The sequence below is a fragment of the Stieleria maiorica genome (assembly GCF_008035925.1).
In the GTDB taxonomy this organism is placed as follows: Bacteria; Planctomycetota; Planctomycetia; order Pirellulales; family Pirellulaceae; genus Stieleria; species Stieleria maiorica.
In genome coordinates, this window is sequence record NZ_CP036264.1 from 9,045,859 (window position 1) to 9,071,896 (window position 26,038).

15 protein-coding genes are annotated in these 26,038 nt (G+C 60.0%); 7 read left to right on the forward strand and 8 right to left on the reverse strand.

Going from position 1 to position 26,038, the window contains the following annotated elements:
- Nucleotides 1-19 precede the first annotated feature (19 nt).
- Together Mal15_RS30660 and Mal15_RS30665 are read right to left on the reverse strand one after the other, a co-directional pair.
- Nucleotides 20-1,447: a DUF1501 domain-containing protein gene (locus Mal15_RS30660; RefSeq protein ID WP_147871243.1), complete on the reverse strand. Its 1,428-nt coding sequence runs from the start codon at nt 1,445-1,447 to the stop codon at nt 20-22.
- Complete coding sequence (locus tag Mal15_RS30665; protein WP_233903128.1) at nt 1,440-4,514, reverse strand: PSD1 and planctomycete cytochrome C domain-containing protein; 3,075 nt, start codon at nt 4,512-4,514, stop codon at nt 1,440-1,442. Before Mal15_RS30665 ends, Mal15_RS30660 begins: the two co-directional genes overlap by 8 nt.
- 358 nt (nt 4,515-4,872) lie before the next feature.
- Between Mal15_RS30665 and Mal15_RS30670 the strand changes: the two genes are divergently transcribed.
- Nucleotides 4,873-5,625 (forward strand): AraC family transcriptional regulator, encoded by a 753-nt coding sequence (locus tag Mal15_RS30670; RefSeq protein ID WP_147871245.1) that lies wholly within the window; start codon nt 4,873-4,875, stop codon nt 5,623-5,625.
- 28 nt (nt 5,626-5,653) lie between these two features.
- On the opposite strand, the gene Mal15_RS30675 is transcribed toward Mal15_RS30670, so the two are convergent.
- The gene (locus tag Mal15_RS30675) at nt 5,654-6,436 is read right to left on the reverse strand and encodes a GDSL-type esterase/lipase family protein (protein WP_147871246.1); all 783 of its coding nucleotides are present in this window, start codon (nt 6,434-6,436) and stop codon (nt 5,654-5,656) included.
- A gap of 392 nt (nt 6,437-6,828) precedes the next feature.
- Between Mal15_RS30675 and Mal15_RS30680 the strand changes: the two genes are divergently transcribed.
- Nucleotides 6,829-9,768 carry a c-type cytochrome gene (locus Mal15_RS30680; protein WP_147871247.1) on the forward strand — a complete coding sequence of 980 codons (2,940 nt, stop codon included), beginning with the start codon at nt 6,829-6,831 and terminating at the stop codon, nt 9,766-9,768.
- Nucleotides 9,769-10,281: 513 nt separating this feature from the next.
- Here Mal15_RS30680 and Mal15_RS30685 read toward each other — a convergent pair.
- From Mal15_RS30685 to Mal15_RS30695, 3 genes are all read right to left on the reverse strand, one after another.
- Entirely contained in the window at nt 10,282-11,175 is an 894-nt protein-coding gene (locus tag Mal15_RS30685; RefSeq protein ID WP_147871248.1) for a metallophosphoesterase family protein, read from the reverse strand.
- Between the two features lie 223 nt (nt 11,176-11,398).
- Nucleotides 11,399-12,214: an endonuclease/exonuclease/phosphatase family protein gene (locus tag Mal15_RS30690; RefSeq protein ID WP_147871249.1), complete on the reverse strand. Its 816-nt coding sequence runs from the start codon at nt 12,212-12,214 to the stop codon at nt 11,399-11,401.
- A gap of 287 nt (nt 12,215-12,501) precedes the next feature.
- Complete coding sequence (locus Mal15_RS30695; protein ID WP_167547154.1) at nt 12,502-13,281, reverse strand: 3-keto-disaccharide hydrolase; 780 nt, start codon at nt 13,279-13,281, stop codon at nt 12,502-12,504.
- A gap of 168 nt (nt 13,282-13,449) precedes the next feature.
- On the opposite strand from Mal15_RS30695, the gene Mal15_RS30700 reads away from it, so the two are divergent.
- The 5 genes from Mal15_RS30700 (at nt 13,450) to Mal15_RS30720 (ending at nt 23,692) form a co-directional block, all read left to right on the forward strand.
- Nucleotides 13,450-14,733 (forward strand): outer membrane protein assembly factor BamB family protein, encoded by a 1,284-nt coding sequence (locus tag Mal15_RS30700; protein ID WP_147871251.1) that lies wholly within the window; start codon nt 13,450-13,452, stop codon nt 14,731-14,733.
- 39 nt (nt 14,734-14,772) lie between these two features.
- A complete protein-coding gene (locus tag Mal15_RS30705) occupies nt 14,773-15,390 on the forward strand; it encodes a sigma-70 family RNA polymerase sigma factor (protein ID WP_147871252.1) in 618 nt (205 codons plus the stop codon).
- A 393-nt stretch (nt 15,391-15,783) separates the two neighbouring features.
- Nucleotides 15,784-18,573, forward strand: coding sequence for a PSD1 and planctomycete cytochrome C domain-containing protein (locus tag Mal15_RS30710; RefSeq protein WP_147871253.1), 2,790 nt, complete (start codon nt 15,784-15,786; stop codon nt 18,571-18,573).
- Between the two features lie 10 nt (nt 18,574-18,583).
- Complete coding sequence (locus Mal15_RS30715; protein WP_147871254.1) at nt 18,584-20,038, forward strand: DUF1501 domain-containing protein; 1,455 nt, start codon at nt 18,584-18,586, stop codon at nt 20,036-20,038.
- 510 nt (nt 20,039-20,548) lie between these two features.
- A complete protein-coding gene (locus Mal15_RS30720; protein WP_147872721.1) occupies nt 20,549-23,692 on the forward strand; it encodes an error-prone DNA polymerase in 3,144 nt (1,047 codons plus the stop codon).
- Nucleotides 23,693-23,799: 107 nt separating this feature from the next.
- On the opposite strand, the gene Mal15_RS30725 is transcribed toward Mal15_RS30720, so the two are convergent.
- Together Mal15_RS30725 and Mal15_RS30730 are read right to left on the reverse strand one after the other, a co-directional pair.
- Nucleotides 23,800-24,552: a hypothetical protein gene (locus tag Mal15_RS30725; protein WP_147871255.1), complete on the reverse strand. Its 753-nt coding sequence runs from the start codon at nt 24,550-24,552 to the stop codon at nt 23,800-23,802.
- A gap of 257 nt (nt 24,553-24,809) precedes the next feature.
- Nucleotides 24,810-26,033 (reverse strand): lipid-A-disaccharide synthase, encoded by a 1,224-nt coding sequence (locus Mal15_RS30730; protein WP_147871256.1) that lies wholly within the window; start codon nt 26,031-26,033, stop codon nt 24,810-24,812.
- Between the last annotated feature and the right edge of the window lie 5 nt (nt 26,034-26,038).

A 26,038-nucleotide genomic window follows, 5' to 3' on the forward strand; every position in this document is an offset into this window, starting at 1 on the left:
GAGGCGACCTTCTCACAAGCTACGCGAGAATCCCATCGACGACATCCGACTCTTCCACGCCGGTCAACTTGAAATCAAGACCCTGGTGGCGGTGGGTGAAGCGGTTGTGGTCGATGCCGAGCAAATGAAGCGCGGTGGCGTGCAAGTCGCGGACATGAACGGGGTTTTCCACCACGTTGTAACTGAAGTCGTCGGTCGCTCCATAACTGAACCCCGGCTTGACGCCCGCACCGGCCATCCAAACCGTAAAACAACGCGGGTGGTGATCGCGGCCGGCCAGCGGTGAGTCCCATTTGCCCTGCCCGGCGACGCCGCGGCCGAATTCGCCGCCCCAGATCACCAGCGTGTCATCGAGCATCCCACGACGTTTCAAATCCGTGACCAGCGCCGCGCTGGGCTGGTCCGTGTCGATGCACCGCGAAACGCACCACGAACTGAGTCGCGAATGATGGTCCCAGTCGGGATGAAACAATTGAATGAACCGCACGCCACGCTCGGCCAACCGTCGCGCCAAAATGCAGTTCGCGGCATAGCTTCCCGGGCGTCGCGAATCGGGGCCGTACATCTGGAACGTCGACTCGGACTCGTCGCTCAGATCGGTCAATTCCGGAATACTCGATTGCATCCGGAACGCCATTTCGTATTGATCGATCCGCGTTTCGATCTCGGGGTCCAACGTTTGTTCGTGGTGCCGGCGATTCAGCGATGCGAGTGAATCGAGCATGTCGCGGCGAAGCTCTCGCGGAAATCCGTCGGGATCATTCAAATACAGGACCGGGTCTTTGGCACTGCGCAGCTTGACACCCTGGTGTTTGGACGGCAAGAATCCGCTGCCCCAGTAGTGGTCGTACAGCGGTTGGTCACTGCCCCGTTTCATTCGCGAAATCAGCACGACGTAATCGGGCAGATTCTTGTTCATGCTGCCCAGCCCATAACTGGCCCAGCATCCGAAACTCGGCCGCCCCGGCAACTGATGGCCGGTCAGAAACTTCGTCATCGCCGGGGCATGATTGATCTGGTCGGTGACCATCGACTTGACGAAGCACACGTCGTCGGCGATCGAACCGAGGTGTGGCAGCCACTCGCCGATCAAAGCCCCGCACTGGCCGTGGGCGTCAAAACGAGTGATCGGCGGCAGGATCAATTGTTTCTGATGCTTCGTCATGCCGGTCAGCCGCTGCCCCTGGCGGACGCTGTCGGGAAGCTCGGTCCCGGCCAGTTTGTGCAATTCGGGCTTGTAATCGAACAATTCGATTTGCGACGGCCCGCCGGATTGCGTCAGAAAAATCACTCGCTTGGCCTTCGGCGCGAAGTGCGGCAACGCGCGCTCGATTTGCGACGCGGCCAACTCATCGCCCAACATCGCCGCGGCGGCCAGGGCGCCGAAGTTCAATCCGGCCTGATTCAAGAACGCGCGGCGTCCAAGTTTGGAATCGATCTCACTCACGGGTCATCGCCTCGTCAAGATTCAAAAGTAAACTGGCAACGGTCATCCAGGCGGCAGTCTGCGGAGCGAATTCCGTTCGCGGCGGCGGCTGTTGGCCGACGGTGCAATACTCGACCGCCATCTCCGGATCTCCGTCGTAAATCTCTGTCACCGAATCCAACACCGCTTTCAATTCCCCCAGTTCCTCTTCGCTCAGCTCGCGCGACAGCACTCGCATGGCCAGATCCTTCATTCGGTCATCGACCGCTTCTCCTGTCTGGTCAGTGTCCCCGGCCTGGCCCTTGCCTCCGGCGACCGCATCGGCAAGTGCCCGCGACGCTTCCAGCATGCTGATGTCGTTCAACAAGGTCAGCGCGTGAAGCGGCGTGTTGGTGCGACGCACGCCGACCTCGCAAACGCGGCGTTGGGCGCTGTCGAACAAGAACGTCGGGGCGCTGCTGCGACGCCAAAACGCATACACCGTTCTTCGATACTGTGCCGGACCGACGCTGGGTTGATAATCAAAGCGTCCCATCGTGATCTCGGCCCAGACGCCTTCGGGTTGGTAAGGCCGTACCGGCGGCCCGCCGACGGCGGTGGACAAAAGCCCGGAAACGTGCAATGCGTTGTCACGGATCATCCATGCCGGCAATCGGAATCGCGGTGCGCGTGCCAGCAGGCGATTGTCCGGATCGCTGGCCAACAACTCCGCTGACGCCACGCTGCTTTGGCGATACGATTCACTGGTCGCGATCAGCCGGAGGATGTGTTGCAAATCCCAGTCACTTTCGATCAACTCGACCGCCAACCAGTCCAGCAACCGCGGATGCGTCGGCAGCTCCCCCTGCAACCCGAAATCGCCGGGCGTTCGCACCAGCCCCTGGCCGAACATGATCTGCCAAAGATGATTTACCGCGACGCGAGCGGTGAGCGGGTTTTCCGGATCGACGATCCAGTGGGCCAGATCCAGGCGTGACGTTGCTTGGTTTGCCGGCCAGTCCAATACACTCGGCAGCACCGCTCGCTGTACCGTTTCCCCTTTGGCGTCCCAGACTCCTCGAACCAGGATGTGTGTTTCGCGAGGTTTCTCCCTTTCGGCCAACACCATCACCTTGCGCGGCTTGGCTTGGTTCTTCAAGTCCGCGAGCTGCTTCTTGGCCGAGTCGCGTTTCTTTGCCACCGCTTGGTAGTCCGCATCGCCTAACAGGTACTGTGCGAGCAATCGTTTGCGGAGTGCTTCGCCGACTTCACCGCCATCGTTCAAAGTACGAACCAACTCTGCGATGGGCGAATCGCCATCGACTCGCCGGACCGTTTCGCCACGCTCGGCGGCCAACGCGATCTTGAATCGTCCGATGTTCGCTCGGCCGTGCGTCGAACGTTGACGCAACAGGATCACAAACTGATCGCCGGGGCGTACCTGCCACGGTTTGTCCAATTGATAAACCGCGACATGCGGCTCGATCTTCTCGACACCCTCGGTCGTCCAACCGTCGCGGGCGTCGTCGTTCAACGTCTTGCCGACCTTGGCGTAACGCTGATCCCAATTCGTGTCGCGCTTCTCGTCAGCCTCCACGTCAGCGACAACCGAACGCAGCTCCAACGGAATCTCCGAAGGGCTTCCCTGTCGGCGGACCATCGCCAGGACGCTGGTGAGTGCGAATTCTCCGTTGCCGTCACGCGTGAATCGTTTCTCGACATGAGAATCATCCGGCAACACTTCGATGCGGAACCCGGACACTTGTTCCATCGGCGCCGGGACCTCCAAAGCGACTCGATAGTCATCCTGCGTCGGATTCGGACCATGCGTCTGGACGGTTTGATCGGCTTCGACGCGAAACATCGTTCCCTCGCTGCTGCTCGCGCTGGGCGTGGGGGTCCACCAAACTCGATGATCGGCCGATTTCGATTCGACTTTGTCTCGTAACCAGTCGTCGAACCGCTGCTCGGCCGATTGATGCGCCCGTTCGTGTTCCGCCTCGCATTGCTGGACGAAAGATGCCATTTCATCGATGCGGTCACTGACGTGCGGCGAGGTGTAATCGAGGTACGGCTTGGCTTTCATCCCCGCGTTGCCGTCTTCGTCGATGCTGTTGAAGAATGCGGACAGCGAGTAGTAGTCTTGGTGCGAGATCGGGTCAAACTTGTGTGAATGACATTGCACGCAACCGAGTGTCAGTCCCAACCAAACGGTGCCGGTGGTGTTCACGCGATCAATCACATAGTCGATCCGGGATTCTTCCGGGTCGCGACCGCCTTCCCCGTTGGTCATGTGATTGCGGTGAAAGCAAGTCGCCAGGATCTGTTCCTCGGTCGCATCGGGAAGCAGGTCTCCGGCAAACTGTTCGATCGTAAAGTCTCGAAAGGACTTGTTGTCGCGAAACTGGCGGATCACCCAATCACGCCACGGCCAGTTTTGACGCGTCGCGTCCTGCTGAAACCCGTCGGAGTCCGAGTAGCGTGCCGCGTCCAACCACCACATCGCCATCCGCTCGGCATAGCGGGGTGATTGCAGCAAGCGGTCGATGGCATCATTCCATGCCTGGTCCGAACCGTCGAAATCCGCGACGTCTTGCGGAGTCGGTGACAGGCCCGTCAGATCCAACGTCAGCCGTTTTAGTTGGGTGTGCGGTGCGGCTCGACCACTCAGTGAGAAACCTTCGCCGGCAAGACGTGACTCGATAAATGCATCGATCGGATGCCGGTCGGCCGCTGGCGGTTCGGGCCGTGTCGGTACCTCCAGAGACCAATGCTTGCCCCACGTCGCACCGGACAGAACCCACTCGCGAATCGCCGCTCGCTCCGATTCGGTCAGCGGCTTGCGGTGTGAATCCGTCGGCGGCATCACTTCATACTCATCATCCGTCATGATCCGCCGCCAGAGTTCGCTGTCCTCCAGATTCCCCGGAACGATTGCGGCATAGCCACCGCGATCCTCCTTGGCGTGTTCTTCGACATCCAAACGAAGGTCCGCTTCGCGATTACTTTCGTCGGGGCCGTGACAGTGAAAACATCGGTCGGACAGGACCGGCAAGACGTCGCGCGAGAACGAGACGTCATCGGCGTGGGTCACGCTTGCCTGGGTCAACACCGGTATCGACGCCAGTACCCAAACGCCAATCAGGGCCGTGCGAGCAGGACGATGCCGATTCGAAGTGGCGACGTTCACCAGAGCGCGGGCAGTACGCGAGCCCCACCATCTGGCGAAGGTGGCTACGTTTGACCGCCGATCCACGATCTTTGGTGTGCAACGGGGCGCCTTCCATCCTGGACCGCTAACTTGCTTCATTTCGATTTTGCTCGAACGCATCCTTCCGTTGTGCTTTCAATCTTCTGTCGGAATTCTCTTGCAGCTTGCCGCGACCGCTCACGCCAAGCCCCGGATTTTACCCTCCGCCACCATCATCGTCTTGGACGGCTCAGTCGCGTTTTGGTATGTTTTGACCATGAGCGACGAATCTGCGCATGACTTTCAAGCCGACTTTTTTGCCCGCTACCCGATGGCGGAGTCGGTCATGGCGTTGTTCGATTCGTTGCCGCAGACGTATTTTTATGCCAAGGACACGGCCAGCCGATTCGTCCGCGTGAACCGGCAATTCCTGGAAAACCACGGCCTGAATCATGAACGCGAGGCGCTCGGCAAAACCGACCACGACTTTCACCCGCCGCTGATGGCCGAGGCGTACATCAGCGAGGACCGCCGGGTGATGGCCGGCCGCAAACCGGTGCCGGGACAGGTGTGGCTGGTCCTGCACCGCCGCAGCGTGCCGCGTTGGTACGTTTCCACCAAGGCACCGCTGTTCAATTCCTCCGGCGATGTGATCGGCATCGCCGGAGCGATGTACCGCATCGAGCAACAAGACGAATTGACCCGGTACCTGCAGGAGTTGCTTCCGGTCGCACGCTACATCGAGCGACACTATGCCGAACCGATCTCGATGAGCGAGATGGCTGAACTGGCGGGACTCTCCTCGACGCACTTCAACCGCCGGTTTCGCCAACTGCTGCGCGTCACGCCCACCGAGTACCTACGTTCGGTCCGCGTCCAGGCCGCCCAACACTTGCTGTCGACCACCGCGCGAACACTCGGCGAGATCGCCGTCGACGTCGGGTTCACCGACCAAAGCCACCTCACCCGCCGATTCCGCGAAGTCACCGGCATGACCCCCGCCGCCTGGCGCAAACGCTTCGTCCGCTAATCAAGCGATTCCCAGCGCACGTTGGTGTCTAGCCTTTAGGCGACTCCCCCCGCTGCTCCGCAGCGACCGCACGCAACACATCATCCAATCGTCGCCGAATCAATGTCGACCACAGATCGTAGCCGGCTTCGTTAAGGTGCAGTCGGTCTTCGACGAAGAACTCTGCCCGCGGCGTGCCGTCGGCTTTCAAGTAATGGCTGGCGGTGGGAATGAAGTAGGTGTTGGGTGTCGAGAGCGCGATTTCACGAAGCCGGGCATTGACCGCTCGGATTTTGGACCAGGCGTCGAAACGACTTTCACACGGAGTGATTTCGATCAAGAAAAACGGCGCGTCGGGCTGATGTTGCTGCGACACCGCGACGATGTGCCGCGCGAGTGCCTCGATCTGGTCGGGCGTGTGATCGTCTTCTTTTCCGACCACACCGTTGCCGACGAACATCACGATCGCGCGATACCGATGAGGCGTCACCAAGCGATCGACGAAAACCGCCATGTCGGTGAACTTGGCCCCGCCATAGCCGCGACGGATGGTTTGGTACGGCGCCATGTCGACCGCCATCGTCGCCCATCGCCGGATGCTGCTGCTGCCGATGAACAGGACCGCGTCAGCCGTGTCCGCCTGGGTGTTGTTCAACTCGTCAAACGCGGCGATGTCTTTGGCCCAACGTTTCTCCGCCGCTTCACGGTAAGGTGCCAGCAAGTCTTCGGAGCTCTCGGCTCCCTGCGGCGCCGACTCTTGCGCGCCAAGCTTTGGAGCAATCGATGGTCCAACAAGCAAGCAAGAGGTGATCAACAAAAACAATCGCATCATCAATTCGGTTTCAATCGTGGAAAGGTAAAAGTCACAAGTTTTGGGTACATCGCACGTTGGTGTTTAGCCTTTAGGCGACTCCCCCTCGCTGCTCCGCAGCGACACGCGACCGCCCGGAAGGGCCGTCGGACCTACACCAGCGCACGTTGGTGTTTAGCCTTTAGGCGACTCCTCTCGCTGCTTCGCAGCGACACGCGACCGCCCGGAAGGGCCGTCGTACCCAAAACAGCCCGAGCGGCTTAAGTCGGTACACCAGCGCGACGCCCATCATACTCAAACTCCGACAACCCATCTCGTGTCTTCGCGAGCCGACTTCGCACGCCCATCGGGCCCTCGCACTACGGTCGTTTCGCGTATGCTGTGGAGCCGTCCCAATTTACCGAGGCGTTCCGATGATGAATCTGATCCGAATCGCAACTGTTTTCCTGGTCGTGACATTCTGTTGCCACGCGGGGCTAGCGGTCGCAGCCCAAACGTCTTCGCCCGCCTGGATTTGGGGCACCCGGGACCGCGCGCCCGGCCAGGTCGTCACCTTATCCCACCCCTTTCACGTTCGCTCCGCCGTCGCTCGTGCAACGATGCATCTGGCCGCGGACTTCACGCGATGTACGGTACGCTTGAATCAGCGACCGTTGGCTCAACTGGATGAATTCGCTCCGTGGATGCAGTGGGACGTGACCGACCGTCTTGTCGCGGGATCCAACCACATCTCGCTCCACTGCACCAGCGGCGAGGGGCCCGCCGCGGTCGCGCTCAGCATTGAGATCATTTACGCGGACGGATCGGTCGTGACCGTTGCCAGCGGGGATGATTGGAAAACGGACCACGGCACGGCAGTCTCCTTGGGCACCGTCGCCCAGGAGTACTGGGACGTTTCGGATTTGGCCAAGATCTCGCCGCTGGAGGACTACGAACAGTGGCGACGTGCCAGCGGTGCGGACGTGGGAACCGATCCCGCGACTTTCGTGACGGAGCCCGGTTTTCAAGTCGACTTGATCCGCTCGGCGACCGCCGACGAAGGCTCTTGGGTCAGCATGGCACTGGATTCCCAGGGACGCATCACGATCGCACGCGAAAACAAAGGCCTGTTGCGGATGACGCTTTCGCCGGACGGTAAACGCGTCCGACAGGTCGAAACGATCAATGATGATCTGCTGGAGTGCCGCGGGTTGCTCTATGCCTATGACAGCTTGTACGCCAACGCGAACAATTCCAAAGGCCTGTATCGCTTGCGTGACACCGACAACGACGACCAATTCGACGAAGTGGAACTGCTGCGTGAGTTTCCGGGTCAGGTGGGCCACGGACGAAACGATTTGGCGCTCGGCCCCGACGGCCTGATCTATTCGATCCACGGCGATTCGGTCGAACTGGCAATCGACAACATCCATGACCGCACTTCCCCATTGCGTGCCGCCCGCCAAGGACAGCATTCCGAAGAAGGCCATTTGATCCGCACCGATCGCGACGGATCGCGCTGGGAACTGGTCGCTTCGGGATTGAGAAATCCGTTCGGAATCGATTTCAACGATGACGGGGAAGTGTTCACTTACGATGCGGACAACGAATACGACATGGGTTCGCCCTGGTATCGCCCGACCCGAATCGTGCAACTGTTTTCCGGGGGCGATTACGGATGGCGACGGAAAACCAATGGACAATGGCCGCCCTATTTTCCCGATCACAGCGACAACGCGCTGCCGACCGTCGACGTCGGAAAAGGTTCGCCAACGGCGGTCAAGTCCGGTCGGCACAGTTCTTTCCCACGGCACTACCAAAAGGCGATCTTTGCTCTCGATTGGGCCTATGGTCGCATTCTGGCCTGCCACCTCGCACCACGTGGTGCAGGGTACGCCTGTCGCGTCCAAACCTTTCTCGCCGGACGCCCCCTGAATGTGACCGACTTGGAATTCGACGCCGACGGAGACATGTTCGTGATCACCGGAGGGCGCAAGACCCGATCAGCGCTTTATCGGATTCGCTATATCGGTCGGGAAACAGAAATCCCGGAGCCGACGACGCAGCAAATCGAGCGACAACTCTATTCGCAAACCTCACGTGAACGACGCCGAGTCCTTGCTTCGCTTCATCAGCAACGCCCCGTCGAAACTCTCTCACAGACGTGGATCTACCTCGATGACACTGACCCCCTGATTCGCAACACGGCGCGAGTCGCGATCGAACACCAACCGGTCGAGCAGTGGAGGGATATGGCGATCGCCGAGGTTTCGCCCGAGCGCGCCGCGACAGCATTGTTGGCACTTGCACGCTCCGGGCGACTTGCGGATTATCGCGTGATTTTGCAGCGGTTAGACGCAATGGACGTCAAGACACTCACCGCATACGGGAAACTGTCCGTGCTGCATGCGTATCGCCTGACGCTTCGAAATGCGTCGCTCGATCCAAAAGTCATTGATGCGACGCATCTGCGGTTACTTCGGTGGCTCTCGTCGGAAACCGGTGCGGCGGTCGCTCCGCTGGGCAGCGGAGCCGTGGTGCGAGAGGAACTGGCAAGATTGATCGCCGACCGAGAGGTCCCCGGTGCCGTCACCCCGTTGACCGAAATGCTGCGCACGGCTCACGGCCAGCGGGAACGGATGAATGCCCTTTACATGCTCTGCCATCAACCCCACGGATGGACGATGGACGACAGAACGTTGTTCTTCGAAGCGTTGGGCGAATTGGAGCGGACGGCGTTTTCCGGAGCCGGAATGCCCGGCCGGCTGAAACAAATCCGCGACCATGCCGTCGGGCACCTGTCGGCGGAAGAACGCGAGACACTCGGAGCATTGATTCAGCCAACGACGCTGGACCAAACGCCTCCGAAGAAGGTGTTGCGCCCGCAGGTGAGAACATGGACGCTCAGCGATCTCGTCACCGCGCTCGACGACGTCGCAACACCGGGTGATGCACGTCGTGGCGAAGCATTGTTCCGTGACGTCTTGTGTGCATCGTGCCATCGTGTGGCCGGCCGCGGCGGTGTACTCGGCCCCGACCTGTCTTCCGTCGCCGCCCGCTTTAGCACCCGCGACATCCTTGCGTCCATCGTCACACCATCGGACGTGATCGCCGAAAAGTACCTCAGTGTTCAAGTCGTGACGACCGACGGAAAAATCGTCAGCGGGCAAATCATCACCGGAGGAGACTACCGATCGTCAACGCTGCGACTGGCGACCGACCCGCTTGACCCGGCAAAGGTCGTCGAAATTCCAAAGCAAGACATCCAACTGCACCGTCCGTCGGACGTATCGCCGATGCCCGAGGGGCTGCTCGACACGCTCACGGCCGCCGACATCGCCGATCTTCTCGCCTTCCTGACCCAACAGCATTAATCCTCCTTGGACAGGTCGTGCGGTTTACCGCCTCGTTCCCAGGCTCCGCCTGGGAACGCACTGCATCTGTGGCTCCTGCCACACACCAAGCAACCAGAGGCGGAGCCTGGGCTGCGAAAAATCGTTCGATTCGTTCCGGTATTGGTTCATAAGATTCTGGCGTTTTCGATTCCGCGGAACCCGCTTGGGATCAGCCGTTTGGCGCCAGCCTACGGGCATCCATCGACGCCGGCCTCCATCGACGCTGGGGTCCGAACGCTGCTGGGGCCCGAACGCTTGCGCGAATCGGCTGATGTCACTCGTGTTTCGCCACCCAATGGCGGCTGTGAGTCGACCATCCATCGCGGACTGATTTCGTGTGAATTCGGCCAAGGGCCGTTCACACCCCTAGCCTTGGGCAACGCCCAAGGTCCCTCGGAAAGACCGAGACCCATTGGCCAACGGCCATAAACAATGGTTTGGGCCGGCATTAATCCCCAGCGCAACGAAAAACCTGCGCCCGCGACACAACCGTCACACAAACTCTCGGCTGGACTGGTTGCGAAATCCTCTCACGCGGATCGTGCCGTCTTGTCGAATTTCCATGGTGGAGTACCCGTTGTTTTCTTCTCCAGCCCCTTCGACCATCGCCACGAGCGTGCAGTAGTGGATGCCGCCGATCTCATTCAAATCGTTCTGGTGGCTGTGCCCCTGGAACACCGCCAGCACGTTTCCCGACGCTTCCAGAATCCTTCGCACGTCAGCATTGTTCTTCACCCCGTGATTGTTGCTGACGTCCAAACGCTGGTGCGCCAGCACGATGGTCCGGTTGTCTGTCGCTGCCAGATCCGATGCCAACCAATCCAATTCCTCTTGGGGCACGTTCGCGTCGGTCCACTGAAAGTTCTTTCGGCCATACGGCTGCCCGTCGGCACGAAAGCAGGAGTCCAGGACGACGAAGTGGAATCCGTTGCGATCGAACGAGTAATACGACTCGGATTGCCCGACCGCACCGAGGAACTCGTCTTTCTTGAGCGTGTCGACACAATGGTTGCCCAGCACGTAATGCCGGTCGTCACAAATCGCCGAGAACTCTCGGTTGACGGTCGTCAGATACCGTTGCTCGGTTTCCACCGTGTCAGCGGCATCGATCAAATCACCGAGTTCGACCAGCATGTCAATCCGGCAGCGTCGGAATTCGGCCGCCGCCTCGGCAAGCTTGGCCAGCGTTTCGCGATAGTGCCGCGTGCCTGCGGGCGGCTTGTCCGCGTAATGCAAGTCAGTAACCAATCCGACTCGCAATTCCGCGTGATCATCGTCGGCAAACAGCGCGTCGGAAAACAACGCCGCGCTGGAAAGTGTCCCGGCAGCCAACACAAGCGTGCCGTTGCGAAGCCACGCCCGGCGGCCGATTCGTTCGATCGTCATTCTGCCATTCCTCCTGCGATTCTCACCAATTTGACAGGGCACCGTGGTCGAGTGGAGCGGTAGGAAGATTTTGGAGGTAGGAAAATGGGTTCCATCGAATGGAGAGTGCGTTTCAAAATCTTCTTACCTCCAAAATCTTCTTACCTGATTCCCAACAAGTTTTTTAAGTGTGACCGTTCGAATTTGCGCGAACCCGGCGATTCTAAGCCGCCCCGATTCCGCCTCATCGGTCCGTCTCAGCGGACAATTCCACGACCGACAAAAGTGCCCGGTGATCCGAGGCCACGGATTCGTCCAGAACCCGCGTCTCGATGACTTGCCAACGGCTCTGCGGACGATAGAGGATGAAATCAATTTGTCGCGTCGGATTTGCGACGGGAATCGTCGGCAGTGCGACGTCGTTCACTCGCGTCCAGTGCGTTTCCAACCGCGTCAGTGTACGGCTGCCTGCAACATCGTTCAAATCACCCATCAACAGCATGGGCTGTTCGTCGGACGTTTTTCCTCGATCCGCGATCCACTGCTCGATCGCCGCCGCCGACGCGAACCGTTCCCGGTCGTCGCGGCGATGATCAAAGTGTGTCGCCCACACCACAATCGGCGTCGTCGCCGACGGCACCTGAATTTCCGCTTCGATCACGCCACGTTGCTCGCCATCGTCGATGTTCGGCAGCAGGCGATTCTGGTGGCGAAGAATCGGGAACCGTGACAGGACCGCGTTCCCGTAGTGTCCACCCTGTAAATCGATGTTCGCACCAAAGACGACGTCCATCTTCGTCAATCGAGCCAGCTCACGCGGTTGGTCGACCGAGCCGCTGCGGCTGACGTTTTGATCGACTTCTTGCAACGCGACGATGTCCGGATTGACGGACGAGATCACCCGCGCGATCCGCTCCACGTCCAGCTTTCCGTCCACACCCTCGCCATGGTGAATGTTGTAGCTGAGCACGCGCAATCGAACGGGATCGGCAGCTGTTGCATCCGTCGCAACCAGCCCTACCGCGCAAACGGCAATCAGAAGGAGTCGAATTCGGAACATCTCGGGATTTAAAAACAATGCCAGCGGGACGCGTCAGCGAGCGGCCCGTGTAAGGACGGTGTATCGAGGAAGATGGCAGAATGATGGAGCAGAATTGCCAGCGGGACGCGTTAGCGAGCGGCCCGGGTATGGAAGGCATGTCGAGGGAGTTGGCAAAACGATGGGGGAAAAACAATGGGAGATGATAGTCGGGGCAACAAAGCAACGGCAGTCACTAAAGCGATTCGACGGACCGGCCACGCCCCCATCATTCTGCCCCCATCATTCTGCCCCACTCCAAAACCCCATCAAAAGTCCGTCTCCGCTTCATCAAGCACCAATTCTTTGATCCAAGCATTGCGATAGCGCACATCATGGCCTTCGCATTGAAGCTTCAATCCTTGCGGTGAATCGGTGATGCCGAATCCGTTGTCATTCCCGCCGTCGACCCCAGAATTCGGACCGCCCCAGACTTTATTGATCGTTTGATTGACGTGCACCTTCTGGCCGTTGAAGTACATCGTCACCATCGGTTTCTCCACCAACTTGCCGTCCTTGAAACGCGCGGCGCGAAAGACGATGTCGTACGCGTTCCATTTTCCGATCCCGTTGTAGGCGTGGTAGGGCGACTCGGTTTCATTGATCACCGCCCCCATGCCGTGTTTCGATTTGTCACCGTCGAGCACCTGAATCTCGAATCGGTTCTGCAGATACACGCCGCTGTTGCCGCCGGGTTTCATGATCAGGAATTCGATGTGCAATCGGAAATCCCGGTACGGCTTTTTGGTCACGATGTCGGCCGTGCCATATTTACCACCGTCAGCCGCCCGGTCATCGGTCATCACACTGGTCCCCTCGTCGACCGGGTCATCGACGATTTTCCATTTGATCGGCAACGAGGAACTGAACCGCGGACCTTCCCAGTACGTCCACTTTTCGTCCAGCATTTGGCGAGTGCCATCGATGATGACCTCCGCACCGTCAATCGGCTTTGCGCCAACACCGACGTGTTCGGCAGGGTCGGCGGACCAACCGACCGAGGCGGGTAACAACAGGGAGAAAAACAGCATCGCGTGAAAGGATTTCATGATGAAGTGCGAGGGTGGAATGGCAGGAGGGAAATCGTGAAGGGGCGTCATTCTACTACGTTCCGCGAGCACCGGGCACCGATTTTGCGTTCCGATCGGCCAGCCACTAAACTTTGCCCTGCGTTCGGCGTCCGTCTTCTGATCCAGCATCCAACCGGGCCACGTCCAATGAGTCGCTTCAGAGTCGTATTTTTCAGTGCAGCGTTTTTCGGCTTCGTCTGTTTATGCCAGGTCTTGATTTGCGGAGGCGAGGCGACGGCGGGCGACTGGTCGCAGTTCCGCGGAACCAACGTCGACGGTGTGGCGTCAACGGGCGACTATCCGACCGAGTGGTCGGCTACCGAAAACGTGCGTTGGTCCGTCGCCTTGCCCCAACCCGGCAACGGCAGCCCGATCGTGGTCGACGGGAACGTGTTCGTCTGCAGCGTCGAAGACCCCAAAGGCCTCGCCCGCAGTCTGCTTTGTTTCGACGCCGACAACGGCCGTCAACGTTGGTCTCGGACCGTGACGCTGGCCGAAGAAATGCCGACCCACAAGACCAACCCCTACGCCGGCGGAACACCGGCCAGTGATGGGAAACGCGTCGTCGTCTGGCACGCCACCGCTGGCTTGCACGCGTACAACATGAACGGCGACCCACTTTGGTCGCGCGACTTGGGCGAGTTTCGACACATGTGGGGTTATGGTTCCAGCCCGATCATCGTCGGCGATCGCGTGATCTTGAACTCGGGGCCGGGCAAGCAAGTTTTCGTCGCGGCATTCGACGTCGAGTCGGGGGAAACGCTGTGGCGACACGATGAACCGGTCGCCGGGGACGGCGAGCGGAACGCCGAAGGGAAATACATGGGCACCTGGTCAACGCCCGTGCCGATCCAGCGCGACGGACGTCCGTTGGTCGTCGTCGCGATGCACGAACGCATCTTGGCCCTCGATGTCCAAACCGGCGATGTCGAGTGGTTCTTTCGCGTTAAAAGCGATCGCGGCGACTTGGCCTACAGTTCGCCGATCATCGAAGGCAACCTCTGCGTGTTCAATGCCGGATTCAAAGGCCCGACGATGGCGTTTGAAATGAAAGGCCAAGGCGACATCACCGGCCAGCAAGTTTGGCGGATCGAAAACAATCCCCAATCCATCGGCACCGGCGTCATTCGCAACGGATTTGTTTATCGCTTGGGCGCCGGACCCAACCTGATCGAATGCCTGGACCTGAAATCGGGAAAGACGCAGTGGCAACAACGCAACAAAGCCGCGTTCTGGGGCTCCATCGCAGTCGCTGATCAGACCGCCTACGCCACCGACCAATCCGGCAACACGATCGTGTTTCGGCTATCACCGGACGAGTTTGTTCCGATCGCACAGAACCCGCTGGACGATTCCAGCAACGCGACTCCGGCGCTGGCCGCCGGCAGCATCTACTTGCGGACGAATCAAAAACTGTGGTGCGTCGAGTGATCGAGGTGACATTTCCTATTCGCTGCCGGGCCGGCGCCGATGCCTGATCCCACCGACGTCACCCGCTGGATCGACCAAGTCAAAGACGGCAACTCCGTCGCGGCGGTCGAATTGTGGCATCACTACTACGACCGCCTGATCCGGGCCGTTCGTAACCGCCTGCGCGGACAAAACCGCGGCGCGTCGGATGAAGAAGACATCGTCGTCAGCGTGTTCGAAAGCTTCTACCGGGCGGCAGGCCAAGGCCGGTTTCCCGAAATGTCCGATCGTGACGACCTCTGGCGGCTGTTGCTGAAGATGTCGGCGCGAAAAGTGATCGATAAACGAAGACGCGAACAGCGGCAACGCAGGGGCGATGGCAATCAGCCCCGTTCGCTGGCGGCAAATCGCGGCGACGAAGACGCCATCATCGACGTGATCGGCGACGAACCGACCCCGGAAATGGTCGCAATGATGGCCGAATCCCTCCAACGTCTGCTTTCACATCTCGGTGAAGGTCAGATGCGGGAGATTGCGGTCGGAAAAATGGAAGGCTTCTCCAACGCCGAACTCGCCACGCGATTGAACTGTTCCGAGCGGACGATCGAACGCCGACTGCACCTGATCCGCGAAACCTGCCAGCAGCAGTTGATGGACGAGGATGAATCGGCACACTGAGACCGACCCGCCATCGTGCGTCAGGGAGTGTTGGAAAAGAAGAAGAAATGGTCAAAAAATGCAGCATGGGCGTCCACATAACTTACGAAACCCTCCTGGCAGGGAGGGTCGATTCGAATTGTCTGAGTGAACCCGCACCACAACGAGCCATCCCAGGTGAACTCAGTCTTTATCGGCCCGCGTTTGCCCCCATTTTTTGACCAACCCATTTTTTGACCAACCCATTTTTTGACCAGCATCTTCCGACCTCCCTATCACTTGGCCACCGTTTCTTCTGACCGCCTCCCCCAACCGCCGAAAGCCCCCCCAACTCACGCCGAAACAACTATCCTATCGAAAGGCTCCACAACTCCCCCCGATCCACGCGATCTCGAAGCGAACGGCGAAGTCTTCATGAGTGCAATCCGGAAAGAAGTTCTGCAGCGATCTTGTTTAGCTGTGATCGCGCTGTCCGCTTCTCTCTGCCTCGCCCTGCAAGTCACCAGCGCCGACGTCGCGGCGATTGATTTCCAACGCGACATCGAGCCGATCTTCCAGAACCATTGCATCGACTGCCATGGCCCGGACGAGCAGGCCAATCAGTTCCGACTCGACCGACTGGCCAACCTGCTTTCCGGCGGCAACTCTGGCGAACCGGCCGTCGTGCCGGGCAATGCAGACGCCAGTTACCTGTTGCGTCTGATCAAACACGAAGAACCCGACCGGGAAATGCCGCCCGACGGCCAGTTGTCTTCCGACGAAATCGAATTGATCCGGCGTTGGATCGCCGACGGCGCGAGGACGCCGCCCAGTTACGGTCCGGCAAAGGAAACGATTCAGCTGGACCATTGGTCATTCCGCCCCCTTCGTCGCCCCCACGTCCCGGCCGGCAACAGCGCCGCGATCGATCGGCTGATCCGCCGCAAGCTTGCCGACAGCGGCTTGCAACCGTCACCGATCGCCGATCGTCGCGTCTTGATTCGCCGGCTTTCGCTGGTGATGACAGGGCTGCCGCCGACACCCGATGACGTCGCCGAGTTCCTTCACGACGACCGCCCCGACGCCTGGCAACGACTCGTTGACCGGACCCTCAGCAGCGAACAATACGGTCAGCGATGGGCCAGTCACTGGTTGGACCTGGTGCGTTTCGGCGAGACCAATGGGTTCGAAACCAATCGCGAACGCCCCGACGCATGGCACTATCGCGACTGGGTCATCGATTCATTGAACGAAGACATACCCTACGACCAGTTCGTCCGCCAGCAGATCGCCGGCGACACCTTGGGCGTCGACGTCGGCACGGGATTCCTGGTCGCCGGACCGCACGACATCGTCAAAGGCCAGGATCCCAAACTTGGTCTTGTTCAACGCATGAACGAACTCGACGACATGATCAACACGACCGGCACCGCCTTTCTCGGGCTGACGACCGGCTGTGCCCGTTGCCACAACCACAAGTTCGATCCGATCAGCCAACGCGATTATTACGCCATGCAAGCCGTCTTCGCCGGCGTGCACCACGGCAACCGGTCGTTGCCACCCTCACGGGAAACGAAACAGGAACTAGCAGCACTTGATGCCGAGATTGACGACCTGACCGCGAAACTGAAACGCTTTCTTCCCGGCGAATCAAGTTCCCCGTCAACTCCTCGACCGGCCGTCAATTCCGTCCGGAACGAAGAACGATTCGAACCGCGCTTGGTGTACCGGGTACGATTCACCATTCAAAAGACATCGGGCTCACAAGCCTGTATCGATGAACTGGAGATCTACTCCGGCGATCAAAACGTCGCCCTGGCAAGCTCCGGCGCCAAAGCGACTTCATCGGGCGACTTCAAGCATCCGCTGCACAAGCTGCGTCACATCAACGACGGACAATACGGCAACGCACGCAGTTGGATCGTCGATTCGGTTTCCGGAGGCTGGGTGCAGATTGAGCTCGCGAAACCGACGATGATTGACCGCATCGTCTGGGGACGCGACCGCCAGAAGAAATACTCCGATCGTTTGGCGACCGTCTATCACATCGAAGCTGCCGACGAGGAAAACAACTGGATGCGACTGGCGTCCTCCGACGATCGACAGCCCTTCAAAGGGGGCGGGCCTGACACGCCGACTTATCAATTCGAGCACCTGCCCGAGGGCGATGCGGCGCAGGGCCGCGCCTGGCTGGACCGTCTCCGTCAGACGCGGTCGGAAAAGTCGTCGCTCGAAACGGCTGCACAGGTCTACGCCGGAACGTTTTCCAATCCTGGCAAAACCTATCGTTTGTACCGTGGCGAACCCGACGCGCCTCGAGAAGCCGTCGGCCCCGATACGATCCAGGTGTTCGGATCGCTGAACCTGAACGAAGATGCCCCCGAACAGTCTCGTCGCCTGGCCTTGGCCGACTGGATCACCGACGCCGACAATCCGCTCACGCCCCGTGTGATCGTCAATCGGATTTGGCAATTCCATTTCGGTACCGGTATCGTCGACACACCCAGCGACTTCGGCCACAACGGCACCCGCCCCAGCCATCCCGAATTGCTGGATTGGCTGGCCAGCGAGCTGATTGAACATGATTGGTCACTCAAGCACATCCATCGCCTGATCTTAAACTCCCATACCTGGCGGCAGAGCAATCGGCCGGTCGCTTTAGCGATGACCGTCGATGCCGATTGTCGACTGCTGTGGCGATTCCCGCCACGCCGCTGCGATGCCGAAACGATCCGCGACTCTATCCTGACCGTCAGCGGATCGCTTCGTCGTGATGCCGTGGGCGGCCCCGGATTCAGCGCCTTTGCAGTCCAACTGGAAAACGTGCGCCATTACCATCCCAAACAAAACTTCGGTCCCGACGACTGGCGACGGATGATCTACATGACCAAAGTGAGGCAGGAGAAAGATCAGGTGTTCGGCGTCTTTGATTGCCCCGACGCCAGCATGGTCGTTCCCCGGCGGAGTCGGTCGACGACGCCGCTGCAAGCACTGAACCTGCTCAACAGCCGATTCGTCATGCAGCAAGCGAGCCTCTTTGCAAAACGGCTCGAACGCGAAACCGAGTCGACGTCGCAACAAGTCATGCTCGCTTGGCAATGGTGCTTCGGACGGCCACCGAGCGACGAAGAGTTATCCGAAAGCATCGCGTTCATCGGCCAAGAAGGGCTGACGCAATTCGCCCGCGCGCTGCTGAACTCCAACGAGTTTGTGTTGATTCCCTAATCGAGTTCCCATGAAACCCGTTCCAGACCGACGACAGTTTCTCTCGCAGACCGCCAGCGGTTTGGGAAGCATCGCGCTGGCGAGTCTACTGCAACAGCACCTTGCCGCCGACGTCGCTCCGATCCGCCCCCAAATCGACCCTTCGCGTCCCTTCGCCGCGCGGCCGACGCATCATCCGCCGGCGGCGAAAAACGTCCTCGTCATCTTTTGCTCCGGGGCATGCAGCCAAGTCGATACGTTCGACTACAAGCCCGAACTCATCAAACGCCACGGCCAGCCGATGCCCGGCGCCGAGCAACTGGTCACCTTCCAAGGCCAACAGGGCATGCTGACCCGCAGCCCGTGGGAATTCAAACCACGTGGTGAGTCCGGGAAAATGGTTTCCGACCTCGTGCCGCAACTGGGCGCGTTGGCCGACGACATGTGCTTCATCCACTCGCTGACCGGCAAAACCAACACGCACGGCCCGGGCGAAAACTTCATGTCCACCGGCTACACGCTGGACGGTTTTCCCAGCATGGGCGCCTGGACCACGTGGGCGTTGGGAACCGAAAACGAAAACCTGCCCGCCTACGTCGCCATCGCCGATCCCCGCGGGACGCCGCAATCAAGCGTCAACAATTGGGGGCCGGGATTCCTGCCCGCAGCCTTCCAAGGGACTGAGTGGAGTGCGAACAAGCCGCTGGGCAACTTGACGATTCCCGCGGGCACGAGCAAGAAAACGGATCGCGCGACCCGTCGGTTTTTGAAACGGATGAACGAGCGACATTTGCAACAGTTCCCGGGCGATGCCGAACTCGCCGCGCGAATCTCCAGCTATGAACTCGCCGCGAAAATGCAGCTGTCCGTCCCCGAGGTCACCGACCTGTCCAGCGAGTCCAAGGCGACACTCCGCGAATACGGTGCCGACGACCCGGAGAACACGTTGAAAGCGCAATTCGCCAAGAACTGCATCCTCGCCCGGCGTCTGATCGAAAAAGGCGTGCGGTTCGTCCAATTGTTCAACGGCGCCTATCAAACCGGCGGCGAAGGCGTCAGCAATTGGGACGGTCACAAAAAGATTCACGAGCAATACAGCAAACACGGCCCGGTGCTCGACCAGCCCTGTGCCGCACTGCTTCGCGATTTAAAACGACGCGGACTCTTGGAAGACACGTTGGTGGTGTGGACCACCGAATTCGGCCGGATGCCGACGTTTCAAAAAGGAGCCAGCGGACGCGACCACAACCCCGACGGGTTCACCGCCTGGATGATGGGGGCCGGAGTCAAAGCGCCGTTCAGTTACGGTGCCAGCGATGAATTCGGGTACAAGGCCGTGGAAAACGTCACCACCGTCTACGATTTCCACGCCACGATCCTGCACCTGCTGGGGCTCGACCACCGTCGGCTGACGTTCTATCACAATGGATTCGAGCGCCGTCTGACCGATGTCCACGGCGACGTCATCCGCCCGATTTTGGCGTGAGGCAGCGAGGAGACTCCCCACCAAGCTGAGACAAAACCTTCCCTGGAAGCGAGCATCGAGCGCAGCGAGGGGAGGGTCGACTGCCTCGTGCCCTGCCTCCGCCCCTGGTTGCACAAAACCAATCAATCCACTGCGTCTCGAATTTCAGGTCGGGTCTCTAGACGGTTTCTGTTCCCGATGTTGATCGTAGGTTCAGCCGCCTGGCGCCAGCCTCCACGCCCCACATCATTCTGCCCCGTATCATTCTGCCATCCCTCTGCTGATCTCCCACCGACGTGACAGGACACCTTCGTCTGGTGGAGAGGTAGGAAGATTTTGGAGGCGGAATCATTTGCTCCATCGAATGGACGGGGATTTCACCATTTTCTTACCCCGAAAATCTTCTTACCAGAATCTCCCAATCGCACAACCGCTTGCGCGAACCGACTGATGGCCGTGCCACGGATCGAAGCAAGCAAGCCAAGCAAGCCCTTCGTTGCCCGATCGCCGGCCGGCGTCTACAGTTGCCCCATGCGCTACGTCGAACTCCACTGCAAAAGCAACTTCTCGTTCCTGTGCGGAGCCTCCCATCCGGACGAGCTTGTCACCCGGGCAGCGGATCTCGGCTATGACGGAATCGCGTTGACCGATTCGGAAACGCTCGCCGGTGTGGTGCGTGGATTCGGTGCCGCCCGCGACCTGGATTTCAAATACATCGTCGGTGCCGAAGTTCACCCGCTCGACGCACCATCGATGGTTTTGTGGCCGACCGATCGGGCCGCCTATGGACGTCTCTGCCAACTGCTCTCGCGGGGGCGATTGCGCTGCGAGAAAGGCCACTGCCAACTGCACTGGTCTGACATCGTTGAATTCAGCGAAGGCATGATCGCCGGCGTGTTTTCACCGCCCCCTACCAGGGCGTCAGAATCTGCACCGGACGACGCCCCCGAACGCCCGGACCTGAATCTCGAATTCCTCCGCGATGACTTTCGCAAACAGTTCGGCGATTCCGGCTACCTGCTGTGTTCGCTGCATCACGGCGTGGATGATCGCGACCTGCTTTGTCAAATGCACACGCTGTCGCTGCAATCCGGCGTCCCCTTGGTGGCGTCGGGGAACGTTTACTATCACACGCCCGATCGCATGTTGATGCACGACTGCGTGACCGCCATCCGCAACGGCGGAACCATCGACCAAGTGCACGAACAACGCTTCGCCAACAGCCAGCACCATCTGCGACCGCTTGCGGAAATCGCCGCGTTGTTTCGCGACGTTCCCGAAGCCATCGAGCGAACGGTGCAGATCGCCCGGCAGTGCACATTCAGTTTGTCCGAGCTGCGTTATGAGTATCCCCAAGAGATCGCTCCGCCGGGGATGACGCTGGTGGAACATCTCAAGCGTCTGACATGGGAAGGTGCCAAGCAACGATGGCCCGGCGGCGTTCCGCAGCGAGTCATCGAACTGTTGAAGCACGAAATCGAACTGATCCAGGAATTGCACTACGAAGCGTATTTCCTGACCGTCTGGGACATGGTGCGTTTTGCCCGCAGCCGAAACATCTTGTGCCAGGGCCGCGGCAGCGCCGCCAACTCGACCGTCTGCTATTGCCTGGGAATCACCAATGTCGATCCCAGCCAAACGGACTTGCTGTTCGAACGCTTCATCAGCCGCGAACGCAACGAAGCCCCCGACATCGACGTCGACTTTGAACACCAACGACGCGAAGAGGTGTTGCAGTACTTGTATGACAAATACGGTCGCGACCGAGCCGGGATGACGGCCACCGTCACGACCTATCGCGGCAAGAGTGCGATCCGTGAAGTCGGAAAGGCGCTCGGTTTGTCCGCCGACCTGATCGATTCGCTGTCCAAAATTGCAGGCAGTTATCGTGCCGACGACGCGCTGCCGACCGGGATGGCCGAATGTGGTTTGGATCCCGAATCCCCGCTCGGCCAGCGTTTCAGCTACCTCGTCCGCACCTTGATGGGATTTCCGCGTCACCTGTCCCAGCACGTCGGCGGCATGGTCATGTCTGCGGGACTTCTTTGTGAATTGTGCCCGATCGAAAACGCCGCCATGCCGGGGCGGACGGTGATCCAGTGGGACAAAGACGACTTGGATGAATTGGGGATTCTGAAAGTCGATGTGCTCGCACTGGGCATGTTGTCGGCGATCCATCGCTGCTTTGACTTGGTCGCCGATCACTACGGCGACACTTGGTCGCTGTCCACGCTGCCTCACGGTGACACGCCGACCTATGACATGATCTGTCGCGCCGACACGATGGGCGTCTTTCAGATCGAAAGCCGCGCCCAAATGAGCATGCTGCCGCGTCTGCGACCGCGCTGCTTTTATGACTTGGTGATCGAAGTCGCGATCGTCCGCCCCGGTCCGATTCAAGGCGACATGGTTCACCCGTTTCTCAAGGCCCGCGAAAACCCCGATGCAGTCGTCTACCCCAACGACGCCATACGCGAGGTCTTGAAAAGAACGCTCGGCGTCCCGATCTTTCAAGAGCAAGCGATGCGGCTGGCCGTCGTCGCCGCGGGATTCACGCCTGGCGAAGCCGACCAGCTCCGCCGCGCGATGGCCGCTTGGCGACGCCCCGGCGTGATCGACAAATTTCGGATCAAGCTGCTCGAAGGGATGCAGAAAAACGGGCTGACCGGAAAGTTCGCCGAACAGGTCTTCAACCAGATTCGCGGCTTCGGCGAATACGGCTTTCCCGAATCCCACGCCGCTAGCTTCGCGCTGCTGGTTTACGCGTCGTGTTACCTGAAGTGCCATTACCCGGCCGCGTTTTGCTGCGCACTGCTGAACAGCCAACCGATGGGGTTTTACGCACCGGCGCAACTGATCACCGACGCCAAGAACCACGGCGTGCGAATCCTGGCCGTGGACGTCAATCACAGCGATTGGGAATCGACGCTCGAGCCCGACCCCAATCGCAGCGGGCCGGCGATTCGCTTGGGGCTGGGCACGGTGCGTGGGATGCGCGCCGAAGCGGCCGACCAGATCGTCGCGGCGCGGCGGCAGGGTGGCCCGTTTCGCGAAATCACCGAACTCGGGCGACGCGCCGGAATCGGCCAGCCCGTGATCTCGCTGCTAGCTGATGCCGACGCACTGTCCAGTATCGCGGGCGACCGCCGCGCGGCCATCTGGCAATCGCTCGGGCAATCCGGCAAGCCCGGCGAGGCGCCGCTGCTGGACGACGTCGATGACGATGAAACTCTGCCCGAGGACTTGATCCCGATGTCGCCGCTGGAAGAGGTCTACGCCGATTACAACACGACGGGATTGAGTCTCAAAGCCCATCCGATGTCGTTCGTCCGCGAAGAACTCAATCAGATGCGCTGCGTGACGTCCGCGCAATTGCCGGACCTGCGCGACGGCCGTCACGTCCGCATCGCCGGACTGGTCCTGTTGCGACAACGCCCAGGAACCGCCAAAGGGATCACGTTCGCGACTTTGGAAGACGAAACGGGAACCGTCAACCTGGTGATTTTCCCCAAGGTCTGGGAGCGGTTTTTCAAGGTTGCCAAGACCAGCAACGCCTGGCTGGTCGACGGAAAACTGGAAAACCGCAGCGGCGTCGTTCACGTGATCACCGGCCGCATCACCGACCTGTCCTCTCAAGTCAGCGGCTTGCAACTCCGCAGCCGAGACTTCCACTAGCCAGCCCGACGTGTCAGCGAGGGACGTTCCGTGGCCCCTCGCTGATCCGACGGGCCTCGCATGATCGCATCGACTTCGGAACGCGCCAAATACCGAATCAACTCCCGCTACAGCACCGACTCCGCCACGATCCGCTTGCGGAACGGCAGGCACGTCTCCACGTACCATTCCGAAGTGCCGCGGTCCTTGTGCACCAGGTACTCCAAAACGATCCGCAATTTGTACGCGCTGTCAGTGTGGTCGGTTGCCAAAACCACTTCGGCCTTTTGGCGTCCATAATGACTGAAGATTCGCACCGGCCGCAGCAACACCCACTCCTGGTCCAACGGATACTTGACGAGTTCCTTGACCGTCGACACGTCATCCTCCTCTCCTGGAGGCGAAAATTCCTCGCCGCGCTCCTGGGCTTCCCGCATTTGACGCTCCATCTTCAACCGCTCCAGCTCGTAGGTTTCTTCCAGCGGCATCGTCACCAAGTAGCGGTTGACATAGCTCTTTTGAAGCTCCTTCGCATAGATCTCGTTCCCGCTGCTGGCCACCCTCAGAAACTGACGCGCGAAGTATTCCGCTTGGCTGCCCAACGTGTCTCGCTTGAACGCGTATCGCCCGACACCCCAGGTGCCGAACAACACCGCCACCAAGATTCCGATTCGCGCGGCCGTGGTGCCGACCGGCAACGACTGCGAATCACTTTTTCGCAGCGCAAACATCCCGAACAGCACGGCCGCGATCGCGAAGCCGACCATCGGGATGGCAACGATCGTGAATCCGCTTAGTAGCGACAACAGCAGCGCGATGAAACCAGAAATCCGCAGCGGAGAATCGTCGACTTCGGCTTCATAGCCGGCCTCGCTGCTCATCACAGCACCGAGGGTACGCGGTGGAGTCGTTTCGGTCGTCATCGGCAAAGAAAAAGTGCAATGCGATAGGAATACCAGCCAATAACTGGCCCGAGAGGCCCGGCCGGGAGGGAAATCGTGGTCGAAACATTACGCCTCCGATCGGCATCCGGTTTGCCCGCCACCCCCAAGAATTCACAAAAAACTCTCCTGCCCCATCATTCTGCCCCGAATCATTCTGCCATCCTCCAAACCTTCCCCCCCGCAACAGAAAACCGCTACGCCGCCCGCTGCCGCGATTCCAGCCCGGCCGCCGGCGACAACAACTCCAGAATCTTCTCCGCCGCTCGATCGGTCGCCCCCGGCTTGGCGTATCGTTCCTGCAATCCCGCCAACTGCCGTCGCTTTTGCCCCAAGTAGTCTGCATCGCACAGCATCCGCCCGACCGTGGCCGCTAAAAAACCCTTCGCCTTGGCCGGGTTGCCCACCGAGACGATTTCAGGAAACACCCGCTCGCCGGTGTTTTCGCTATCGGCCGCTTCGGGCATCAGATTGGGCAGCGTCATGCTGTCGACTTTGACGACGCATTTTCCGAAGGCGTACAAAAACCGGCCGACGCGGTAGATGACGGCCGCCGGAGTTTGCCGCGCCATCAATTCCAAGCTGACCGACCCACTGACCATCATCGCGCAGGTCGCATGTTCGACGACCTCGCTGGTCGCGCCCAGGTAAAAGTCGATCGGTAGGGTCTGGCCTGACGCCTCCGTTTTGGCCGCCGCCGTCGCCTTGCAGAACTCAAAATGCTTCTCACGGTACGCGGCCACCGCGAACCGGGCGTCGGGGTTGGCGGCAGCCAGTTCCGCGATCGCGTCGAGCATCACCGGCCAGTTTCGATGGACTTCATGAGTCCGAGAGCCGGGCAGCACGGCCACCGTTTGCGGCGTTGGCGCGGCCGCCTGCAAAGATTGCATCAGCGCTTGGTCCAGCGAAGACTCGCTGACGGCGTCAAAAAACGGGTGGCCGACGAAGGTGGTGGGGATCCCGTGGCCGCTGAAATACTGCTCCTCGATCGGCAGCACGGCCAGGACGTGGTCCACCGTCGCCTTCATTTTCTTGATCCGCCAGCCGGCCCAAGCCCACAGTTGCGGCGGGCAGAAATAGATCACCGGGATGCCGTACTTCTTGGCCCGCTTGGCGATGTGCCAGTTAAACCCCGGAAAATCGACCAGCACGACCGCATCGACTCCGCCGGCAGCGAAAATCGCCTCGGCCTGGTCCGCGAAACCGAAGAACTCCCGCAGTTTCGGCAGCACTTCCAGAATCCCGACGACGGCATGCTCGGTCAAATCCAAGTCGACGTCGCAGCCGGCCCGCCGCATTTCCTGGCCGCCGAACCCGCGGATCGTCAATTCCGGCAGTCGGTCCTTGAGAGCACGAATCAACCGAGCCGCATGCTGATCGCCACTGGGCTCACCGACCGAAAAGAAGAGTGTCTTATTCATTCACC

What these genes read in the sequence shown, in the direction of transcription:
- Mal15_RS30670 (WP_147871245.1), top strand. Translation starts at nt 4,873, where the DNA reads ATGAGCGACGAATCTGCGCATGACTTTCAAGCCGACTTTTTTGCCCGC.
- Mal15_RS30675 (WP_147871246.1), bottom strand. Translation starts at nt 6,436, where the DNA reads ATGATGCGATTGTTTTTGTTGATCACCTCTTGCTTGCTTGTTGGACCA.
- Mal15_RS30680 (WP_147871247.1), top strand. Translation starts at nt 6,829, where the DNA reads ATGATGAATCTGATCCGAATCGCAACTGTTTTCCTGGTCGTGACATTC.
- Mal15_RS30685 (WP_147871248.1), bottom strand. Translation starts at nt 11,175, where the DNA reads ATGACGATCGAACGAATCGGCCGCCGGGCGTGGCTTCGCAACGGCACG.
- Mal15_RS30690 (WP_147871249.1), bottom strand. Translation starts at nt 12,214, where the DNA reads ATGTTCCGAATTCGACTCCTTCTGATTGCCGTTTGCGCGGTAGGGCTG.
- Mal15_RS30695 (WP_167547154.1), bottom strand. Translation starts at nt 13,281, where the DNA reads ATGAAATCCTTTCACGCGATGCTGTTTTTCTCCCTGTTGTTACCCGCC.
- Mal15_RS30700 (WP_147871251.1), top strand. Translation starts at nt 13,450, where the DNA reads ATGAGTCGCTTCAGAGTCGTATTTTTCAGTGCAGCGTTTTTCGGCTTC.
- Mal15_RS30705 (WP_147871252.1), top strand. Translation starts at nt 14,773, where the DNA reads ATGCCTGATCCCACCGACGTCACCCGCTGGATCGACCAAGTCAAAGAC.
- Mal15_RS30710 (WP_147871253.1), top strand. Translation starts at nt 15,784, where the DNA reads ATGAGTGCAATCCGGAAAGAAGTTCTGCAGCGATCTTGTTTAGCTGTG.
- Mal15_RS30715 (WP_147871254.1), top strand. Translation starts at nt 18,584, where the DNA reads ATGAAACCCGTTCCAGACCGACGACAGTTTCTCTCGCAGACCGCCAGC.
- Mal15_RS30720 (WP_147872721.1), top strand. Translation starts at nt 20,549, where the DNA reads ATGCGCTACGTCGAACTCCACTGCAAAAGCAACTTCTCGTTCCTGTGC.
- Mal15_RS30725 (WP_147871255.1), bottom strand. Translation starts at nt 24,552, where the DNA reads ATGAGCAGCGAGGCCGGCTATGAAGCCGAAGTCGACGATTCTCCGCTG.
- Mal15_RS30730 (WP_147871256.1), bottom strand. Translation starts at nt 26,033, where the DNA reads ATGAATAAGACACTCTTCTTTTCGGTCGGTGAGCCCAGTGGCGATCAG.